We start from the raw sequence: 15107 nt of genomic DNA on the forward strand, positions 1-15107 counted from the left end.
GCCGGTTGGGGCAGTTGTCCTTGCTGTACCGGTGTCATCGAATTCATCCGCTGGGGGTGAGGTGGACGGCGGACGTTGGCCGAACACTGAATACGCCACACCATTGGAAGGCGGGACAACCACATGAGCTACTGGGCGAATGGGTGGGATATCTTCTGGTGGTTCCTGACGGCGTCTATCCTCTTTGTTTTCCTTTTCGGCCTGTTTGCCGTTGCCGGCGACCTCATCCGGGACCAGGGTATGAACGGGTGGTGGAAGGCGGTGTGGATCTTTTTCCTGGCATTCCTGCCCCTTCTCACCCTGCTGGTCTACGTGATTACGCGCGGTGACGGCATGGCGGAGCGCTCCATGGAACGGGCCCGGCGGGACCAGGAGGCCGCCACTGCGGATATCCGCAGGGCCACGGCACCGAGCCCAACCGAGGAGATCTCCAAGGCGAAGGCACTTCTGGACGCGGGAACCATTAGCACGGAAGAATTCGGAAAAATCAAGAGCCGGGTGCTCGTCTGAACGCGCCGGCGGTCCAGCCAAGCCAGAGCGCCTGCGTCGTTCCCGGCGGAGAGGGCCGGGCGTAGCGGTGGGAGAGTTTCTTCGGCACCCGGAAACGATCGCTGCCCTGCTGCTGGCGGCCCATGTCTTCCTCGTGGCGGCGGCAGCCGTCCTCGTCTCGGTAAACCGCCGTCCTGCTTCCGCCATCGCTTGGATTCTCGCCATTATTTTCATCCCGCTACTCGGCGCCATCACATTCTTTTTCGTCGGGTACGCCAAACTGCCCAAGAGCCGCCGGGACAAACAACGCGAGGTCAATGCTCTGGTCCTTTCCCGGACGGCGGGAAGCCCGGTAGTCAGCAGCGGCCACGACTGGCCGGAGTGGCTGCATTCGGCGGTCGCGTTGAACAACAACCTGGGGGCGCTGCCCATGGTCCGGGGCAACAGCGCTGAACTGTTACCTGACTACAACGGGGCCTTCGACGCCATGATCGCGGACATCGATATGGCCAGGGAGTACGTGCACGTGGAGTTCTACATTCTGGTGCTTGATCCAACCACGCTCCCGTTTTTCCAAGCTCTGGCGCGCGCCGCCGCACGCGGCGTGGCCGTTCGGGTGCTGTCCGATGATCTCGCCGGGCTAATGTTTCCGGGCCGGAAGGAAACCGTAAACTATCTCCAGGAGATCGGAGCCGAATACCACCCGATGCTGCCCCTGCGGCCGTTCCGGGGGCAGTGGCAGCGGCCGGACCTGCGCAATCACCGGAAAATTGTGGTGATCGACGGCCGCGTCGGGTTCACCGGGTCCCAGAACCTCATCGACGCCAGCTACAACAAGAAAAGCAACCTAAAGCGCGGCCTCCAGTGGCACGAGCTGATGATGCGCGCCGAGGGCCCCATGGTCCGCGAGCTCGACGCGGTGTTCGCAACGGACTGGTACAGCGAGACGGACGTACTGCTGTCGCTGGATTCAAGCTCCGCAGCCGCCGGCCAGGGTCCGGCGGTCATTGATGCCCAGGTGCTCCCCAGCGGTCCCAGCTTCGATAATGACAATAATCTCAAGCTGTACGCCACCCTCATCCACAAGGCTGAACGACGGATTAGTATCACCAGTCCCTACTTCGTTCCGGAGGAATCCATCCTGATGGCCATTGTCACAGCCGCCGCGCGGGGGCTGAGCGTAGAGCTCTTCGTCTCCGAAGTGGGGGACCAGAGCATGGTCTACCACGCGCAGCGTTCCTACTACGAGGCGCTGCTCCGGGCCGGCGTCAGGATCTACCTCTACCGTGCCCCGAAGGTGCTGCATTCCAAGCACTTCACTATCGATGAGGAGGTAGCCGTCATTGGGTCCAGCAACATGGACATCCGCTCCTTCACCCTGAACATGGAGGTATCGGTACTCGTCCACGGCAGGACGTTCGTGGACGCCGTCCGCGAAATAGAAGACGGCTACCGGGCCAACAGCCGTGAACTGGAACTCACAGACTGGACCCGGAGGCCCGTCTCGCAAAAGGCGTTCGATAACTTGGCGCGCCTCACGGCGTCCCTCCAGTGACGTCCTGCCGGCGGACGACCACTTCGCACCCCTTTTCTGCGCTGCCCGCCGGGCCGGCCGCAGCATCGGCTGCGAGGAGTACAATCAATTCTGCAATTGCTCCGACATACCAAGGCCGGGCGGTTTGACGACCAAGGATTATTCCGGCTTGTACCAGTTCCGGGAGTCGCTGAGGCCGCAGGCCTGACGGCTGCATTGCCGGGCGCTTACCCTCCAGTCCGGTTGGCTGGAGGTTGCTGCGCGTACGTCTTTCCAGATCGGAATCACCCTCGAGCCGCATTCACCGCAAAGCGGCTCCACGTGAGCGCGTCTCTGCGCTTTGTTCATCATGTCCCCCCAAAGAAACTCCCAGAAATATAGCCCTAATCCAACGACTGTACAAATTGAATCCGGCTAAGGCTGCCCGTTTTACGGCCAGTCGGGATCCTCCCCCGGGGTGCGGCCCCCATGGGTCCCGCGGCGCAGGGAATACCGGAGCAGTCCCGTCTGTTGATGTCTATCCCAGTAGCAAATCGAAGAAGAGAGATACACCCCAGTGGCAACCGATTACGATGAAGTACGCTCCGACGTCAAGGAATCGCAGGACAGGTCCTTGGAGGCGCTGCAATCCGAGAACGCACCAGACGCCCGCAGTGTTGTGCGTGACCTGGACGAGGCCGATTCGCTGGACGGTTCTATCGCCCCGGGCGGAGAATTCGTTGCCGAGGAACTGATCGTTCAGGTCATCCCGCAGGCAGAGGACGAGTTCACCTGCTACTCCTGTTTCCTGGTCCGGCACCGCTCACAGATCGCGCGCGAAAAAGACGGCCACGCTTATTGCATCGATTGTGAAGGCTGACCGGAGGCAACCGTCGGGGACGGCGTCTGAGGCCCCTGAAGCCCTGTGACGAAATCGCCCCGGATTCTACAATCGGTGCATGACCGTTGTGGACTGGCTGCTCGATTCTGATCCCGCGCTTCGCTGGCAGGTGCTACGTGACCTGGCCGGCGCATCAGGCGACGTGGTCGCGGCGGAGCGCGCACGCGTGGTCACAGCGGGCTGGGGGGCCCGGATGCTGGCGTTGCGCGGGGACGATGGCCAGTGGGCCGGGGGTGCCTACTTTCCTTCGCTCCGGGAAGGCCCCGACGTCGGAACCCCCAACGACGGCAGCCAGCCCTGGACAGCCACCACCTATTGCCTCCTGCAGTTGCGCGACTTCGGGGCCGACCCCGGGAGTCCGCAGCTGCGCAACACCGCTGCGCTCGTGCGGGACAACTGCCGTTGGGAGGAAGGCGGACAACCTTATTTCAGCGGCGAGGTTGAGCCCTGCATCAACGGCATGGTGGTGGCGCTCGGCGCCTACTTCGGTCAGGACGTGGAGGGCGTGGTCGCGCGGCTGCTCGGAGACCAGCTTGACGACGGCGGGTGGAACTGCTGGGCGGAGTACGGCGCGGTGGTCTCTTCGGTAGCGACCACGCTGAACGTGCTTGAGGGGTTGCTTGCGCAGGAACAGGCAACAGGCGGTTCCGCCGAATCCGCGGCGGCCCGCCGGCGCGCTGAGGAGTATCTGCTCGAACGGCGGCTCTTTCGGCGCCAGAGCACGGCGGAGATTATTGACCCCCGCTGGCTGGAGTTCAGCTACCCGAACCGATGGCACTACGACGTCCTGCGGGCCCTCGATTACTTCCGGTCCGCGGGGGACCCGCCCGATCCGCGGCTGGCCGAGGCAATCGGGCTGCTTCGCTCCAAACGGCGGCCGGACGGCACCTGGCTGTTGGAGAATACCCATCCAGGGCAGATCCATTTCGAGCTGGAGGATGGCGACGGCCACCCCAGCCGGTGGAACACCTTCCGGGCGCTTCGGGTCCTCAAGTGGTCCGAGAACGGCGCGGTCCCGTAGACCTGCCGGCGCGCCGGCAGGTCCTAGGCGGCCCCGGACCACCTCGCTGCTGATGCCGCCCGCCGGATTGTCGCGGCGCGGGTGTGAAAAGTATCCGCCCGCCGGTGCCAGGTCTGACGGACCGGCAGGGGACCGGCGGAGCGGGCCGATTCAGAAGGCCCGCTTTGCGCACGTCCTTCCCCGCAAAGATCGGTGATAAGCCCCATGCCGGCGCACTCGCGCACGGCGGCGATGCCCGTGACAGCGGCGGCCTTGTCGCTGAACGCCGCCGACACGGCCAGCACCATCCCGTCCGGCGCCCTGAGCCGGAACCGAAAATGGGACTTCTCATCGAGAAACACTTCAAACATGCCTGCCATGACAACCCTTTCGGTTTCCGGGTCCGACCCGGCATCGAGCCGCGGACCAGACAGGAACGCATCGCTGCGCCCCATCGCACTTCCTCGTCCAAACCCCCGCCGCAATCGGTTCGCTATATAACGAGTCTGGTGAAGCGGCCGTGCCGCAGCAAGGTGCGGGACGTAAACGTTGGGTAAAACCTGTGCAACACCGCCACCGGGTGAACACCGCCACTGGGTGGACCCGCACCCCGGGCGGAGCCGCCGGTGCCTTTACCGGATGACATATTTCGACATGGAAATGCCGCCGGGTGATGACCGGTCCGTAACATTGGAGAATATTCGGTCCAAAGCTTGCCAGGTTAATTGAAAAGGACTATGAAGTGCCACTCGAATCATTGCCCGTACTGGACTTCTCCCGTTTGACCGCAGGCCCGGAGGAGGCCTCCCAGTTCCGGGACGAACTCCGCAACGCCATGCACGAGGTTGGGTTCCTGTACCTGTCCGGTCACGGTATTCCCCAGGAGCTGACGGATGCCATGCTCGACGTGTCGCGGCGTTTCTTCGAACTTCCCGACGAGCAGAAGCTCGCTGTCGAAAACGTTCACAGTCCGCAATTCCGCGGCTACACCAGGGTGGGCGGCGAGCTGACCGACGGCGCTGTTGACTGGCGCGAACAGATCGATATCGGGGTCGAGCGTGCGGCACTCAAGCCGGGACCCGGCGTCGCCGACTACTGGCGACTCGAGGGGCCCAACCTCTGGCCGGACGCGCTCCCCGAAATGCGCGACATCGTCTCGGAATGGACCGAGAGGCTCAGCGCCATCTCGCTGGCCCTCCTGCGTGCCCTGGCAGTTTCCCTGGGTGCCCCCGAAGATACCTTCGACGCCGCTTTTGCCGCCCGGGCCTTCCCCCTGCTCAAGATCGTGCGGTATCCGGGGGAGTCCGATCCGGAACCCAAGCAGGGGGTGGGCGCCCACCGCGACGGCGGAGTCCTGACGCTGCTGCTCGTGGAGCCCGGCAAGGGAGGACTGCAGGTGGAATACCGGGGGCAATGGATCGACGCCCCGCAGGTCCCGGGGACATTCGTCGTAAATATTGGCGAGATGCTCGAACTGGCAACCAACGGATACCTTAAAGCGACGCTGCACCGCGTGATCTCACCCCTGCGCGGCACCGACCGCGTGTCCCTGCCTTTCTTTTTCAATCCGGCGTTGGACGCCACAATGCCTCAGCTCGCGGTGAATCCTGACTTCCAGGCCAGAGCCCGCGGCCTCTCGGTTGATCCTACGAACAGCCCTATCCTGGAAACGTACGGAGATAACGCCTTGCGCTACCGGTTGCGCGCCCACCCCAACGTCGCTGCAGTACACCACGCCGACCTCATGCAGGGCTGACCAGTGCGGGTTGCACTCAGCGTCGGGTGCCCGGGTGTCATTTCCAGCGAAGGGGCCGGGGTGCCGAGGTACGCCAGGTCCGGAAGAACCGTTCGCGAGATTCATCGCCGGTCCGTTGTTCCAGGGCGTGCAGCCGCCCGTAGGTGAAGGCGCTGGCGCCAGGGTTGTCGGTGGCCAGCCGGCGCAGAAGGTCCCGGGTGACGACGCTGTCATGGTGCTCACCCAAAATCTCTTGAATCTCCTCAGCGGCCCGGGCCTGGGCTGTTGCCCGCTTGCCGAATACAGGTGCCGACGCTTCCGCGGCGTAGCGCAGGCGCTTGGCCCGCTTACGGACTTCGTGCAGTTCGAGATCCAGGGCCGGATCCACGGTATCGAGGTCGAGGGCAGCCACCTGCTTCTTGAGCCTTTTACGTTCCTTCGAGAGCAGAGGGCCTACCGTCGGCAGGGCGTCCCCGCCGGCGGTCTCCGTCAGTGGCGGGTTGGCAAGGAAGTCATCCAGCGCATCGAGCAAGCGGAAGTAGCGTGCACTGTTCAACGCTGTGCTGCCCTTGGCCCGCGCACTCTTCGCCACCACCCTGAGGTGATCTTCGATCTGCTGCATCACCTGCCCCGTCACCAGCTCCGCCGGTTCGGCGCCGACCAGTTCCCTTAGCCGCGAGGAGATCACCTCATTGTCCCGGGCCTCACCCACGGTGCTGGCGAGCCACTGGAGATCCGAACGCAGTGAACGGGCAGCGGATCCGTCGGCAAGCTTCTGGAAAGTAGCCAGTGCGGACCGGATCCGCCGTGCTGCCACCCGCAGCTGATGAACGGCGTCCACCGCGCCCGTCCGGACTCCCGGGTCATGTTTCTTCAGTGCTTCGACCTGCTGATTCAGGTAGGACAAGAGGACTGCCGAGGCGGGCCCCCGGGGATCCGGATCAGGGGCCGCCGTCCGGTCGGGGGGATACATCCCGCCCAGGCTACGGGCGAGTTTTGACGGAAAGGCGGAGGGTTCGTGCCGGCCCGTTGCGACCACCAGCGCGTCGGCGGACTTGAGCAGCCCCTTGGGACCGTCATTAAGTTCTAGTTCCCATTCCCGCCACGTGGCGCGGGCCGGGGGCTCCAGCAGGTTCAGGGAGTCCACGCGATCATCGCTGAATTCGGCCAATGTTGTGCCATCGGCCGCAAAGAGGCGCTGGACAGTTCGCCGGGTTTTTAGCCGGGCCACGGGAATCAGGTCCTGGTCCCTCGTGTGGACCCGCACAAGCTGCCGTAGACGCCGGGGCACTGACTCCGGCTTCTTGCCGAGGGGCGCCGAGATCTCCCGCCGCTCACCTGCCGCCACAGGGAGCTTTAAGTGCCATCCGGCATCGTGGCCCCCGGTCCGCCGGCGCAGGGTGATCCGGCGGGAAGCAAGCGCCAGCCCTGCGGTATCAAAGTAGACGGCCTCAAGGGACTCCTCCTCCGGCGGACCAACGCGGTCCACTCCCGCCAGCGAGTCCAGGGCCGGCAGTTCGTCGCCTTCTGCAGCCTCGTATTTTCGTTCCACCTCGAGTGTCTCGGAGCTTGCCATGTCTTAGCATAGGCCCGTCAGATACGGTTTGGCGGGAGTCGAAGGACCCGCGCGCGCATCCCGACGGACGGGACGCGCGCGGTTTTTTGTAGGCACAATGGAGGCGTGACTTCTCCGGCCGTGCCACCGACCTCTACTTTCGTGCCCTTCGACCTCTCGGTCATTGGGTCCGGCCTCGTATTCGCGCAGTCGCTCGGCGAGCTGGCTGACGTGCTGCGTGCCGGAGGTTCCGGTGCCACCGCCGTGGTGCAAGCGCCCCCGGGTACGGGTAAGACAACGCTTGTCCCGCCGTTGCTTGCCAACCTCCGGCTAGCCGGGGAGCGGCAGGACGGACCCGGCACCGTGTCGCGCATCATTGTCACCCAGCCCCGCCGGGTGGCCGCACGTTCGGCTGCGCGGCGCCTTGCCACGCTTGACCGTTCCCGGGTGGGGGACCGGGTGGGGTATACGGTCCGCGGCGAACGGCAGACCAGTCCGGGCACCCTGATCGAATTTGTCACCCCCGGCGTCCTGCTCAACCGCTTGCTCGCGGACCCGGGACTGGAAAACGCCAGCGCCGTCGTCCTGGACGAGGTGCACGAACGCGGTCTCGAAACCGATCTGCTCCTCGGCATGCTCACCGAGGTGCGTCAGCTTCGCGGTGACCTTGTCCTAGTCGCGATGTCGGCCACCCTGGACGCGCCACGCTTCGCTGCCCTCATCGGAACAAGTGACAGCACCGGAGACGAGGGCGGCTCGGCGCCCGTCGTCGATTGCCCGTCCGCGCTCTATCCGCTGGAGGTGGACTGGGTGCCCGCCGCTGTGCCCCGGCTGGATGAACGGGGGGTAACGCGCGCCTTCCTGGACCACGTGGCGGACACCGCGGTGGCGTGGCATGCCCAGGCACTCGCGGCAAGCCGCGATATTGATGCCCTGGTTTTCGTCCCGGGGGCACGGGAAGTGTCCTATGTGGCCGGCCGGCTCCGCGTCCGGACCCGCGCGGACGTCCTGGAGCTGCACGGGCAGGTCGGCCCTGCCGAGCAGGACCGCGCAGTCTCCGGTCGGAAATCCGGCGGCGGCCCGCGGATCATCGTATCGACGTCGCTCGCCGAATCCTCCCTGACCGTACCGGGGGTCCGGCTGGTCATCGACTCCGGGCTTTCCCGGGAGCCCCGGCGGGACGCGGGCCGGGGAATGACAGGACTGGTCAACGTCTCCTGCTCCCGGGCATCCGCCGACCAACGTGCCGGACGCGCGGCCCGGCAGGGACCCGGGCGGGTGGTGCGCTGCTACGACCAGAAGACCTTCGGCGCGGCCCCGGCCCATCAGACACCGGAGATCGCCGTCGCCGATCTCACCGGGGCGGCCCTGGTTCTCGCCTGCTGGGGATCGCCCGCCGGGCGGGGCCTGGCGCTGCCCGACGCGCCGCCACAGGCCGCCCTGGACGACGCTGTTGAAGTGCTGCGCGACCTCGGCGCGGTGGACCGGGACGGTCACGCGACCGATCTTGGCAAGGCGCTGGCGAGGGTTCCGGCCGATCCACGGCTGGCCAGGGCCCTTTTGGACGGGGCTGCCGCCGTTGGCCACCGGACTGCTGCGGAAGCTGTGGCCGTGGTCGCCGGGGACCAGCGGGCTCCCGGCGCGGACCTCCCGCGTCTTCTTGCCACGCTCCGTTCGGGAGTCGATCCAGCATCCCGGCGCTGGGCGGAGGACGTCCGGCGGATGGAGGCGATCGCCCGCAGGGAGGGGACCGGGGTGACCTCACCGTCCATGCCGCGGGTGGACAACGCGGCGGAGTCCGTCGGCGTCGTCGTGGCCCTCGCCTTCCCCGACCGCGTCTCGCGCCGGGTTGCCGGCGAAGGCCCGGAGCGGTACCTGCTCTCCTCCGGAACGCGCGCCGGCCTGCCGGCGGGAAGCTCGCTGTCCGGCCACGAATGGCTCGCTGTGGCCGAGGTCTCCCGGGCACAGGGGCGCGACGCGGCCGGCACGGGCGCCGTCATCCGGTCCGCAGCACCGCTGAGTGCAGACACCGCGGAAGCTGCCGCCCGGCACCTGCTCACCGACACCGTGGCGGCGCGGTTCAGCCAGGGCCGGGTCACCGCCCGGAAGGAACGCAGACTGGGTGCGATCGTCTTATCTTCAACTCCGGTGCGTCCCTCGGCCGCGGAGGGGCGCAGGGCGGTGGCCCAGGCGCTGGAAACGGACGGGCTGGGAACCCTCGCATGGTCCACGGCGGCGGATGCGTTGCGCCGGCGTCTTGCCCTCCTGTACCGGGAGCTCGGGGACCCCTGGCCCGACGTGTCCGAGCCGGCGTTGCTGGCCCGGCTTGACGAGTGGCTGACGCCGGAGCTTGAGGCGCTCGCCGGGGGCGCTGCCGTGAGCGGGATCGACCTGGCAGATCCGCTCCGTCGTCTGCTGCCCTGGCCCGACGCCGCCCGGCTGGCGGAGCTGGTTCCGGAACGGCTGGAGGTGCCGAGCGGTTCCCGGGTCAGAATTGACTACCCCGGGGTGGGCGACGACGGTGGCCGCCCGGTGGTGGCAGTGAAACTGCAGGAGTGTTTCGGCTGGGACCGGACTCCGCGTGTTGTGGCGGGCAGGGTTCCTGTGCTCTTTCACTTGCTCTCACCCGCCCGACGGCCTTTGGCCGTGACAGATGACCTCGCCTCGTTCTGGTCCGGCCCCTACGCGCAGGTCCGTGCCGAGATGCGGGGGCGGTATCCGCGGCACCCCTGGCCGGAGGATCCCTGGACTGCGCCGGCGACCGCGCGTACCAAGAAAAGGAGCTGACGCGGGCCTGCTGTTACGTGATTGTGACGCCGTTCACGTCGGTTCGTTATTCTGGAAGCGGTCAAGCAAGCGGCCAAACATGCTTCAAAGGGATTTTTTCACTATGACCAGCAAGCTCGGCATTACCGTCGCGTTAGATCTCAGTTCGGAAACTGCACGCATAGCACCGGAGGGCCGGCTCACTGTCGGCAACGCCCCAAGCCTCATCGCCGTTGGCCGCCGGGCCAGCTCATTCGGGCACGGACTTGAAACGATCATGGACCTGCGGAAGCTGTCCGCCGCCGACCCGGAAGCAGTGGCCATGATCCGCGACTCTGGATGGCAGGGAAGCCACCTTCTGTGCGGCCGCACCGGCGGCTGGGACCGCGCAGCATGAGGCCCGAACCGGCCGCCGGCTGCGGTTCGCACACCCGGACAGCAGGCGCAGAGGCGATGTTCGATTCCTTCCGGCGCTGGCCCCTGGTTCCCTCCGCGCAATTGGTGCGGCTCCGCTTGGCACTGCTGCAGTGCGTCGAGTTGGCCTCCCCGGACAACGGCAGGGACCTCTCGGAGTCAGCCGGAAAGCTGCTGCAGCTCATCAGCGACGAGCTGGACCGGCGGTCCGGCCCGTCCTTCCCGCCGGCAGCGGCGCCGCTGGGATCCCGGCACGCAGGGCGGCCGGTCGGGCGGGCAGCCGTCGGGCGCGCCCACGCAGGTGGAATGCCCGCCGTTTCGCCATCATCTGCCCGGTAACGGTCCCGGGCCGCCTCCGCCGCCGGCACGGTCCGGCGTCAATGGCGGCGGATGCGCCCACGCTCTTCAGTTCCGCGCCGGTTGGGGGGTAGGTTGTCACCATGCCCAAGGAAGTAGCCTCCATCACTGTCAACAGCGCCGGCGGCGACCGTGAACTGCGGATCTCGAGTCCCGGCAGGGTTCTGTGGCCAAAGCTCGGTCTCACCAAGCTGGACCTCGCCCGGTACATCGTCGACGTCGGGGACGCCTTCCTGGCAGCGAACGGCGGCCGTCCCGTGACGCTTCAGCGGTTCGGGGACACCGTGGACGGCGATCAGTTCTTCTCCAAGAACCCGCCACGGGGTGCGCCGGACTTTGTGCGCTCGGTGATCGTGGTCTACCCCAGCGCGCGCTCGCACCCCCAGCTGGTGATTGATGAGGTGGCCGCCGCCGTGTGGGCCGTGCAGATGAACACGGTGGTCTTCCATCCCTGGGCGTCCAGGGCCGGCAACCCGGACAACCCTGACCAGCTCCGGATCGACCTTGATCCGCAGCCGGGCACCGGGTTCGAGGACGCAATTCCGGCTGCGCAGGAACTGCGTTCCGTGCTGTCCGAGGCCGGATTGGACTCATTCATTAAGACTTCCGGCAACCGGGGACTCCACGTGTTCGCACCCGTCGAGCCCAGCCATGAGTTTCTCGATGTGCGGCACGCCGTGATCGCCGCCGCCCGCGAACTGGAACGGCGGATGCCCGAAAAAGTCACCACTGCGTGGTGGAAAGAGGAGCGCGGCACCCGTATTTTCGTCGACTTCAATCAGGCGAACCGTGACCGCACCATGGCTGGGGCGTACAGCCCGCGCGCCCTGCCCGGGGCCACCGTGTCCTGTCCTATCGGCTGGGACGAACTGGAGCACATCAGCGCCCAGGATTTCACTATCACCACGGTGCCGGAGCGGCTCAAGAAGACCGGAGACCCCTGGGCGGACATGCACGCGACGCCGGGCACCATCGATGGTCTCCTGAAGTGGTGGGAGCGTGACCTCGCCGCCGGGCTGGGGGAACTGCCCTTCCCGCCGGACTTTCCGAAGATGCCGGGCGAACCGATGCGGGTGCAGCCCAGCAGGGCCAAGAGCAAGGATTAGCCGGGCCCGGGGCCCGGCCGCATCCGGTACCGCCGCACTCCCCGACAGGTGCCGCAGCGTGCGGAGCATCCCACCCAAGCACCTGGCCCGCCGAACCATCAGGGCCATCCGACACCTGTCCACCCGCGGAGTGCCGAAATAGATTGGAATTTCGGAGGAAGCGCATGACGCCGCAGCAGAGAAGAGGCCAGAATCATGACGAAACGGACCGGGGTGGCGCCGCGGCTTGCTGAGGTACTGGCTGTTGTCCTGGGCACGGAAGACATCCCGCTGCGGCTGAGGGCCTGGGACGGCTCGGAAGCGGGTCCGGCCGGCGCGCCGGTCATCGAGTTCCGGTCCCGGCGGGCGCTGCGCCGGATGCTGTTCTCGCCCGGGCAGCTTGGCCTCAGCCGCGCCTACGTCGCCGGGGACGTCGATGCGCCCGGCGACATCTTCGCCAGTTTCTCTGCCCTGAGCGCCACCGGAAAATTCGCCGAACCGGGACCATTCCGCCGCCCCACGGTGCGCGACATCGGGATAATACTCAAGAACGCCGCCCTGACCGGCGCCCTGGGCCCGAACCCTGCTCCGCCGCCGGAGGAAGCCCGGACTGTCCGAGCTGGCCGGCGGCACACCCGCACGCGCGATGCTGCCGCCATCTCCCATCACTACGACGTCGGCAATGACTTTTATGCACTGGTCCTTGGTCCGTCCCTGGTCTACTCCTGCGCAGTGTGGGAGGCGGAAGGCACCGGATTGGAGGTGGCCCAGGACGCCAAGCTCAGCCTGGTCTGCCGCAAACTGGGACTACAGCCTGGCATGCGGGTACTGGACGTCGGCTGCGGCTGGGGGAGTCTGGCGCTGCACGCGGCCCAAAACTACGGAGCCGACGTCGTGGGGGTGACCCTTTCGGCCGAACAGGCCGCCATGGCGGGAAAACGGGTTGCGGAGGCCGGCTTGACCGACCGGGTAACCATCCGGGTCCAGGACTACCGCGACATCGAGGACGGGCCCTTTGACGCAATCAGCTCGATCGGCATGTCGGAGCATGTGGGCAAGGAGCAAACGCCCGCCTACGTCGCCAAGCTGCACGGCCTGCTCCGGCCGGGCGGCCGGCTGCTGAACCACGCCATCTCCTGGAACGCGGGACCCACTGCCCCTGATCCGGACTCATTCATCCCGCGTTACGTCTTTCCCGACGGTGAGATGCTCCCCCTGGCGGACATGATAGATGCCCTCGAATCCGGCGGGCTGGAGGTCCTCGACGTTGAAGCCCTGCGGCGGCACTACGCATTGACCCTCCGGGCCTGGGTGCACAACCTCGAGGACCACTGGAGTGACGCAGTGCTGCTGGCAGGTGAAGGCCGTGCCCGGGTGTGGCGGCTGTACATGGCCGCCAGTGCTCTGGGTTTCGAAGCCGGCATCACCGGCGTCAACCAGATTCTGGTGCAGCGCCCCGGTGGCGCGGAGCCACCCCTGCGTCGGACAGCCTGGCTCTGAAATCCGGGCGGCGGCCCGGTGACGCCTCAACGGGGACCGCGGGCTGAGATGAAGGCTGCCGCGGCCCCAGCCAACGACGCGCCGACGTCGTCCGCGTTGCGCTTGGCCCCCGCGACATCGAAAGTGTGGTTGCCGCCCGCGAGCCACTCCAGCGTCGCTGTCGGACCGATCCGGGCCACCACGGCCTCCAGCAGTTCGGGTGTGGCAAACGGATCGCGGGTGCCCTGCAGGAAGATCATCGGCAGGGTCAGACCGTACAGGTGTTCGTCCCGCAGCTTCTCCGGCCTGCCCGGAGGGTGGAGTGGGTAACCAAGGTAGATGAGTCCGGCCGCAGGCATCCCTTCAGCAACCGCCATAGAGGCCATCCGGCCGCCGAAGGATTTCCCGGCCGCCCAGAGCGGCTCGCCCCCGGACCGGGCCGCAGCCTCGGCCATGGCCGCGCGCCAGGCAGCGATGGCTGCGGGAGGCCGGTCCGGAAACTTCCGGCCCGCCTCCCGGTAGGGGAAGTTAAAGCGCAGCGTGGCGATGGCCAGGCGGTTCATGGCGCGCGTGAATCCGGCGAGGAACAGGTGCTCCATGCCTGCCCCGGCGCCGTGGGCGACCACCACGGTGGCAGAGGGCTGGGCAGGGCGGGCGTAGATGCCCGAAACGCAGGTGTCTCCCACAGCGAAAGTGACCGGCAACTCGTTGAGTGTCATACCTCCATCATGAGGCGCGCTGGCACGCTGGTGCGGCGAGCGTGCGTTGATCGCTAGGCTGTCCTCATGAGTAATACCGAGGTGGCTCCGCAGGAGATACTTTGCGCATCTCACGGCAGCCGTGCCGGGGTCGAAGTCCTGGTTCCCCGCCAGGTTCCGCTCGGCGGCCCGCGTGCCATGGACGTCCGGCGAACGTTGCCCCAGCGCCAACGCAGCCTCATCGGGGCCTGGTGCTTCCTGGACCACTACGGCCCGGACCGGGTCGGCGAGTCGGGGGGCATGCGCGTTCCGCGCCACCCACACACGGGGCTGCAAACGGTGAGCTGGCTGTTTACCGGCGGGATCGAGCACCGGGACTCGGCCGGTTTCCACGCTGAGGTGCGGCCCGGCGAGGTCAACCTGATGACGGCCGGCCGCGGAATCAGTCACTCGGAGTTTTCCACGCCCGCCACCGATGTCCTGCATGGTGCGCAATTGTGGGTGGCGCTGCCGGACGGGGCACGCCGGATGGCACCAACGTTTGAGCATTACCAGCCCGAGCCGCTGGCGGGACCCGGTTGGAGCATGCGGGTCTTTCTGGGGTCCCTCGCCGGTGCCGTGTCTCCCGTCACGACCCACACGCCTCTGCTTGGCGCGGAAATCATCGTGACAGCAGGGTCCTCGCTGAGCGTGGACACGGACCCGTCCTTTGAGCATGGTGTACTTGTGGACACCGGGACCCTCACCGTGGAGGGCCACCCGGTCGCCCGGGACCACCTTGCCTACCTGCCCGTCGGGCGCACCACCTTGACCCTGGCGGCCGGTGACGAAGCCCTGCGCGTGTTGCTGATCGGCGGCGCACCTTTGGGCGAACCGATCGTAATGTGGTGGAACTTCGTAGGGCGCAGCCACGAAGAAATCGTGGAGTTCCGGTCCATATGGCAGGCGGAAATTGGCGCTGAGGTAGCGCCCGCCGGCGCCGGAACGGAAACCACGTCCCGGTTCGGCCCGTTTCCCGCAGGAGAACCCGCACCGCTTCCTGCCCCGGCGCTCCCCAACGCCAGGCTCCGGCCCCGGGCCTGACCCCTTTCGCCGATCCGGTCGCTGCCGCCCCT

Annotated in this window: 14 protein-coding genes; 11 read left to right on the plus strand and 3 right to left on the minus strand. The window is 66.8% G+C overall.

From position 1 onward, the window contains the following. Positions 1-123: 123 nt before the first annotated feature. The 4 genes from VUN84_08730 to VUN84_08745 all read left to right on the plus strand — a co-directional run bounded on the left by VUN84_08730 (position 124) and on the right by VUN84_08745 (position 3924). Positions 124-510, plus strand: coding sequence for an SHOCT domain-containing protein (locus tag VUN84_08730; GenBank protein XAS65691.1), 387 nt, complete (start codon positions 124-126; stop codon positions 508-510). A 67-nt stretch (positions 511-577) separates the two neighbouring features. Beyond that, complete coding sequence (gene cls, locus VUN84_08735) at positions 578-2044, plus strand: cardiolipin synthase (GenBank protein XAS65692.1); 1467 nt, start codon at positions 578-580, stop codon at positions 2042-2044. A gap of 535 nt (positions 2045-2579) precedes the next feature. Beyond that, positions 2580-2882: a DUF4193 domain-containing protein gene (locus tag VUN84_08740; GenBank protein XAS65693.1), complete on the plus strand. Its 303-nt coding sequence runs from the start codon at positions 2580-2582 to the stop codon at positions 2880-2882. 79 nt (positions 2883-2961) lie between these two features. Further along, on the plus strand, positions 2962-3924 hold the full coding sequence (locus VUN84_08745; GenBank protein ID XAS65694.1) for a hypothetical protein: 963 nt from the start codon (positions 2962-2964) through the stop codon (positions 3922-3924). Positions 3925-3947: 23 nt separating this feature from the next. Here the strand turns inward: VUN84_08745 and VUN84_08750 are convergent, their stop codons facing one another. Beyond that, a complete protein-coding gene (locus VUN84_08750; protein XAS65695.1) occupies positions 3948-4358 on the minus strand; it encodes a DUF1508 domain-containing protein in 411 nt (136 codons plus the stop codon). 287 nt (positions 4359-4645) lie between these two features. Here VUN84_08750 and VUN84_08755 point away from each other — a divergent pair, with 287 nt between their 5' ends. Continuing rightward, on the plus strand, positions 4646-5659 hold the full coding sequence (locus tag VUN84_08755; GenBank protein XAS65696.1) for a 2-oxoglutarate and iron-dependent oxygenase domain-containing protein: 1014 nt from the start codon (positions 4646-4648) through the stop codon (positions 5657-5659). 37 nt (positions 5660-5696) lie between these two features. Here VUN84_08755 and VUN84_08760 read toward each other — a convergent pair whose 3' ends face one another. After that, a complete protein-coding gene (locus VUN84_08760) occupies positions 5697-7214 on the minus strand; it encodes a CYTH and CHAD domain-containing protein (protein ID XAS65697.1) in 1518 nt (505 codons plus the stop codon). Positions 7215-7319: 105 nt separating this feature from the next. Here VUN84_08760 and hrpB point away from each other — a divergent pair, with 105 nt between their 5' ends. From hrpB to VUN84_08785, 5 genes are all read left to right on the plus strand, one after another. Beyond that, complete coding sequence (hrpB, locus tag VUN84_08765) at positions 7320-9980, plus strand: ATP-dependent helicase HrpB (protein ID XAS65698.1); 2661 nt, start codon at positions 7320-7322, stop codon at positions 9978-9980. Between the two features lie 103 nt (positions 9981-10083). After that, on the plus strand, positions 10084-10356 hold the full coding sequence (locus VUN84_08770) for a hypothetical protein (protein ID XAS65699.1): 273 nt from the start codon (positions 10084-10086) through the stop codon (positions 10354-10356). Then, positions 10353-10712, plus strand: coding sequence for a hypothetical protein (locus tag VUN84_08775; protein ID XAS65700.1), 360 nt, complete (start codon positions 10353-10355; stop codon positions 10710-10712). Before VUN84_08770 ends, VUN84_08775 begins: the two co-directional genes overlap by 4 nt. A 101-nt stretch (positions 10713-10813) precedes the next feature. After that, a complete protein-coding gene (ligD, locus tag VUN84_08780) occupies positions 10814-11836 on the plus strand; it encodes a non-homologous end-joining DNA ligase (protein ID XAS65701.1) in 1023 nt (340 codons plus the stop codon). 195 nt (positions 11837-12031) lie between these two features. Continuing rightward, the gene (locus VUN84_08785; GenBank protein ID XAS65702.1) at positions 12032-13315 is read left to right on the plus strand and encodes a class I SAM-dependent methyltransferase; all 1284 of its coding nucleotides are present in this window, start codon (positions 12032-12034) and stop codon (positions 13313-13315) included. 26 nt (positions 13316-13341) lie between these two features. Here VUN84_08785 and VUN84_08790 read toward each other — a convergent pair whose 3' ends face one another. Beyond that, entirely contained in the window at positions 13342-14013 is a 672-nt protein-coding gene (locus tag VUN84_08790) for an alpha/beta family hydrolase (GenBank protein XAS65703.1), read from the minus strand. Between the two features lie 66 nt (positions 14014-14079). Here VUN84_08790 and VUN84_08795 point away from each other — a divergent pair, with 66 nt between their 5' ends. Then, complete coding sequence (locus tag VUN84_08795; protein ID XAS65704.1) at positions 14080-15075, plus strand: pirin family protein; 996 nt, start codon at positions 14080-14082, stop codon at positions 15073-15075. The last annotated feature ends 32 nt before the right edge of the window (positions 15076-15107 follow it).

This window comes from Micrococcaceae bacterium Sec5.8 (assembly GCA_039636775.1).
In the GTDB taxonomy this organism is placed as follows: domain Bacteria; phylum Actinomycetota; class Actinomycetes; order Actinomycetales; family Micrococcaceae; genus Arthrobacter.

Bases quoted from the DNA above. Each gene is read 5' to 3' on its own strand.
- VUN84_08730 (XAS65691.1), top strand. From the start codon at position 124: ATGAGCTACTGGGCGAATGGGTGGGATATCTTCTGGTGGTTCCTGACG.
- VUN84_08745 (XAS65694.1), top strand. From the start codon at position 2,962: ATGACCGTTGTGGACTGGCTGCTCGATTCTGATCCCGCGCTTCGCTGG.
- VUN84_08750 (XAS65695.1), bottom strand. From the start codon at position 4,358: ATGGGGCGCAGCGATGCGTTCCTGTCTGGTCCGCGGCTCGATGCCGGG.
- VUN84_08760 (XAS65697.1), bottom strand. From the start codon at position 7,214: ATGGCAAGCTCCGAGACACTCGAGGTGGAACGAAAATACGAGGCTGCA.
- VUN84_08770 (XAS65699.1), top strand. From the start codon at position 10,084: ATGACCAGCAAGCTCGGCATTACCGTCGCGTTAGATCTCAGTTCGGAA.
- VUN84_08775 (XAS65700.1), top strand. From the start codon at position 10,353: ATGAGGCCCGAACCGGCCGCCGGCTGCGGTTCGCACACCCGGACAGCA.
- ligD (XAS65701.1), top strand. From the start codon at position 10,814: ATGCCCAAGGAAGTAGCCTCCATCACTGTCAACAGCGCCGGCGGCGAC.
- VUN84_08785 (XAS65702.1), top strand. From the start codon at position 12,032: ATGACGAAACGGACCGGGGTGGCGCCGCGGCTTGCTGAGGTACTGGCT.
- VUN84_08790 (XAS65703.1), bottom strand. From the start codon at position 14,013: ATGACACTCAACGAGTTGCCGGTCACTTTCGCTGTGGGAGACACCTGC.
- VUN84_08795 (XAS65704.1), top strand. From the start codon at position 14,080: ATGAGTAATACCGAGGTGGCTCCGCAGGAGATACTTTGCGCATCTCAC.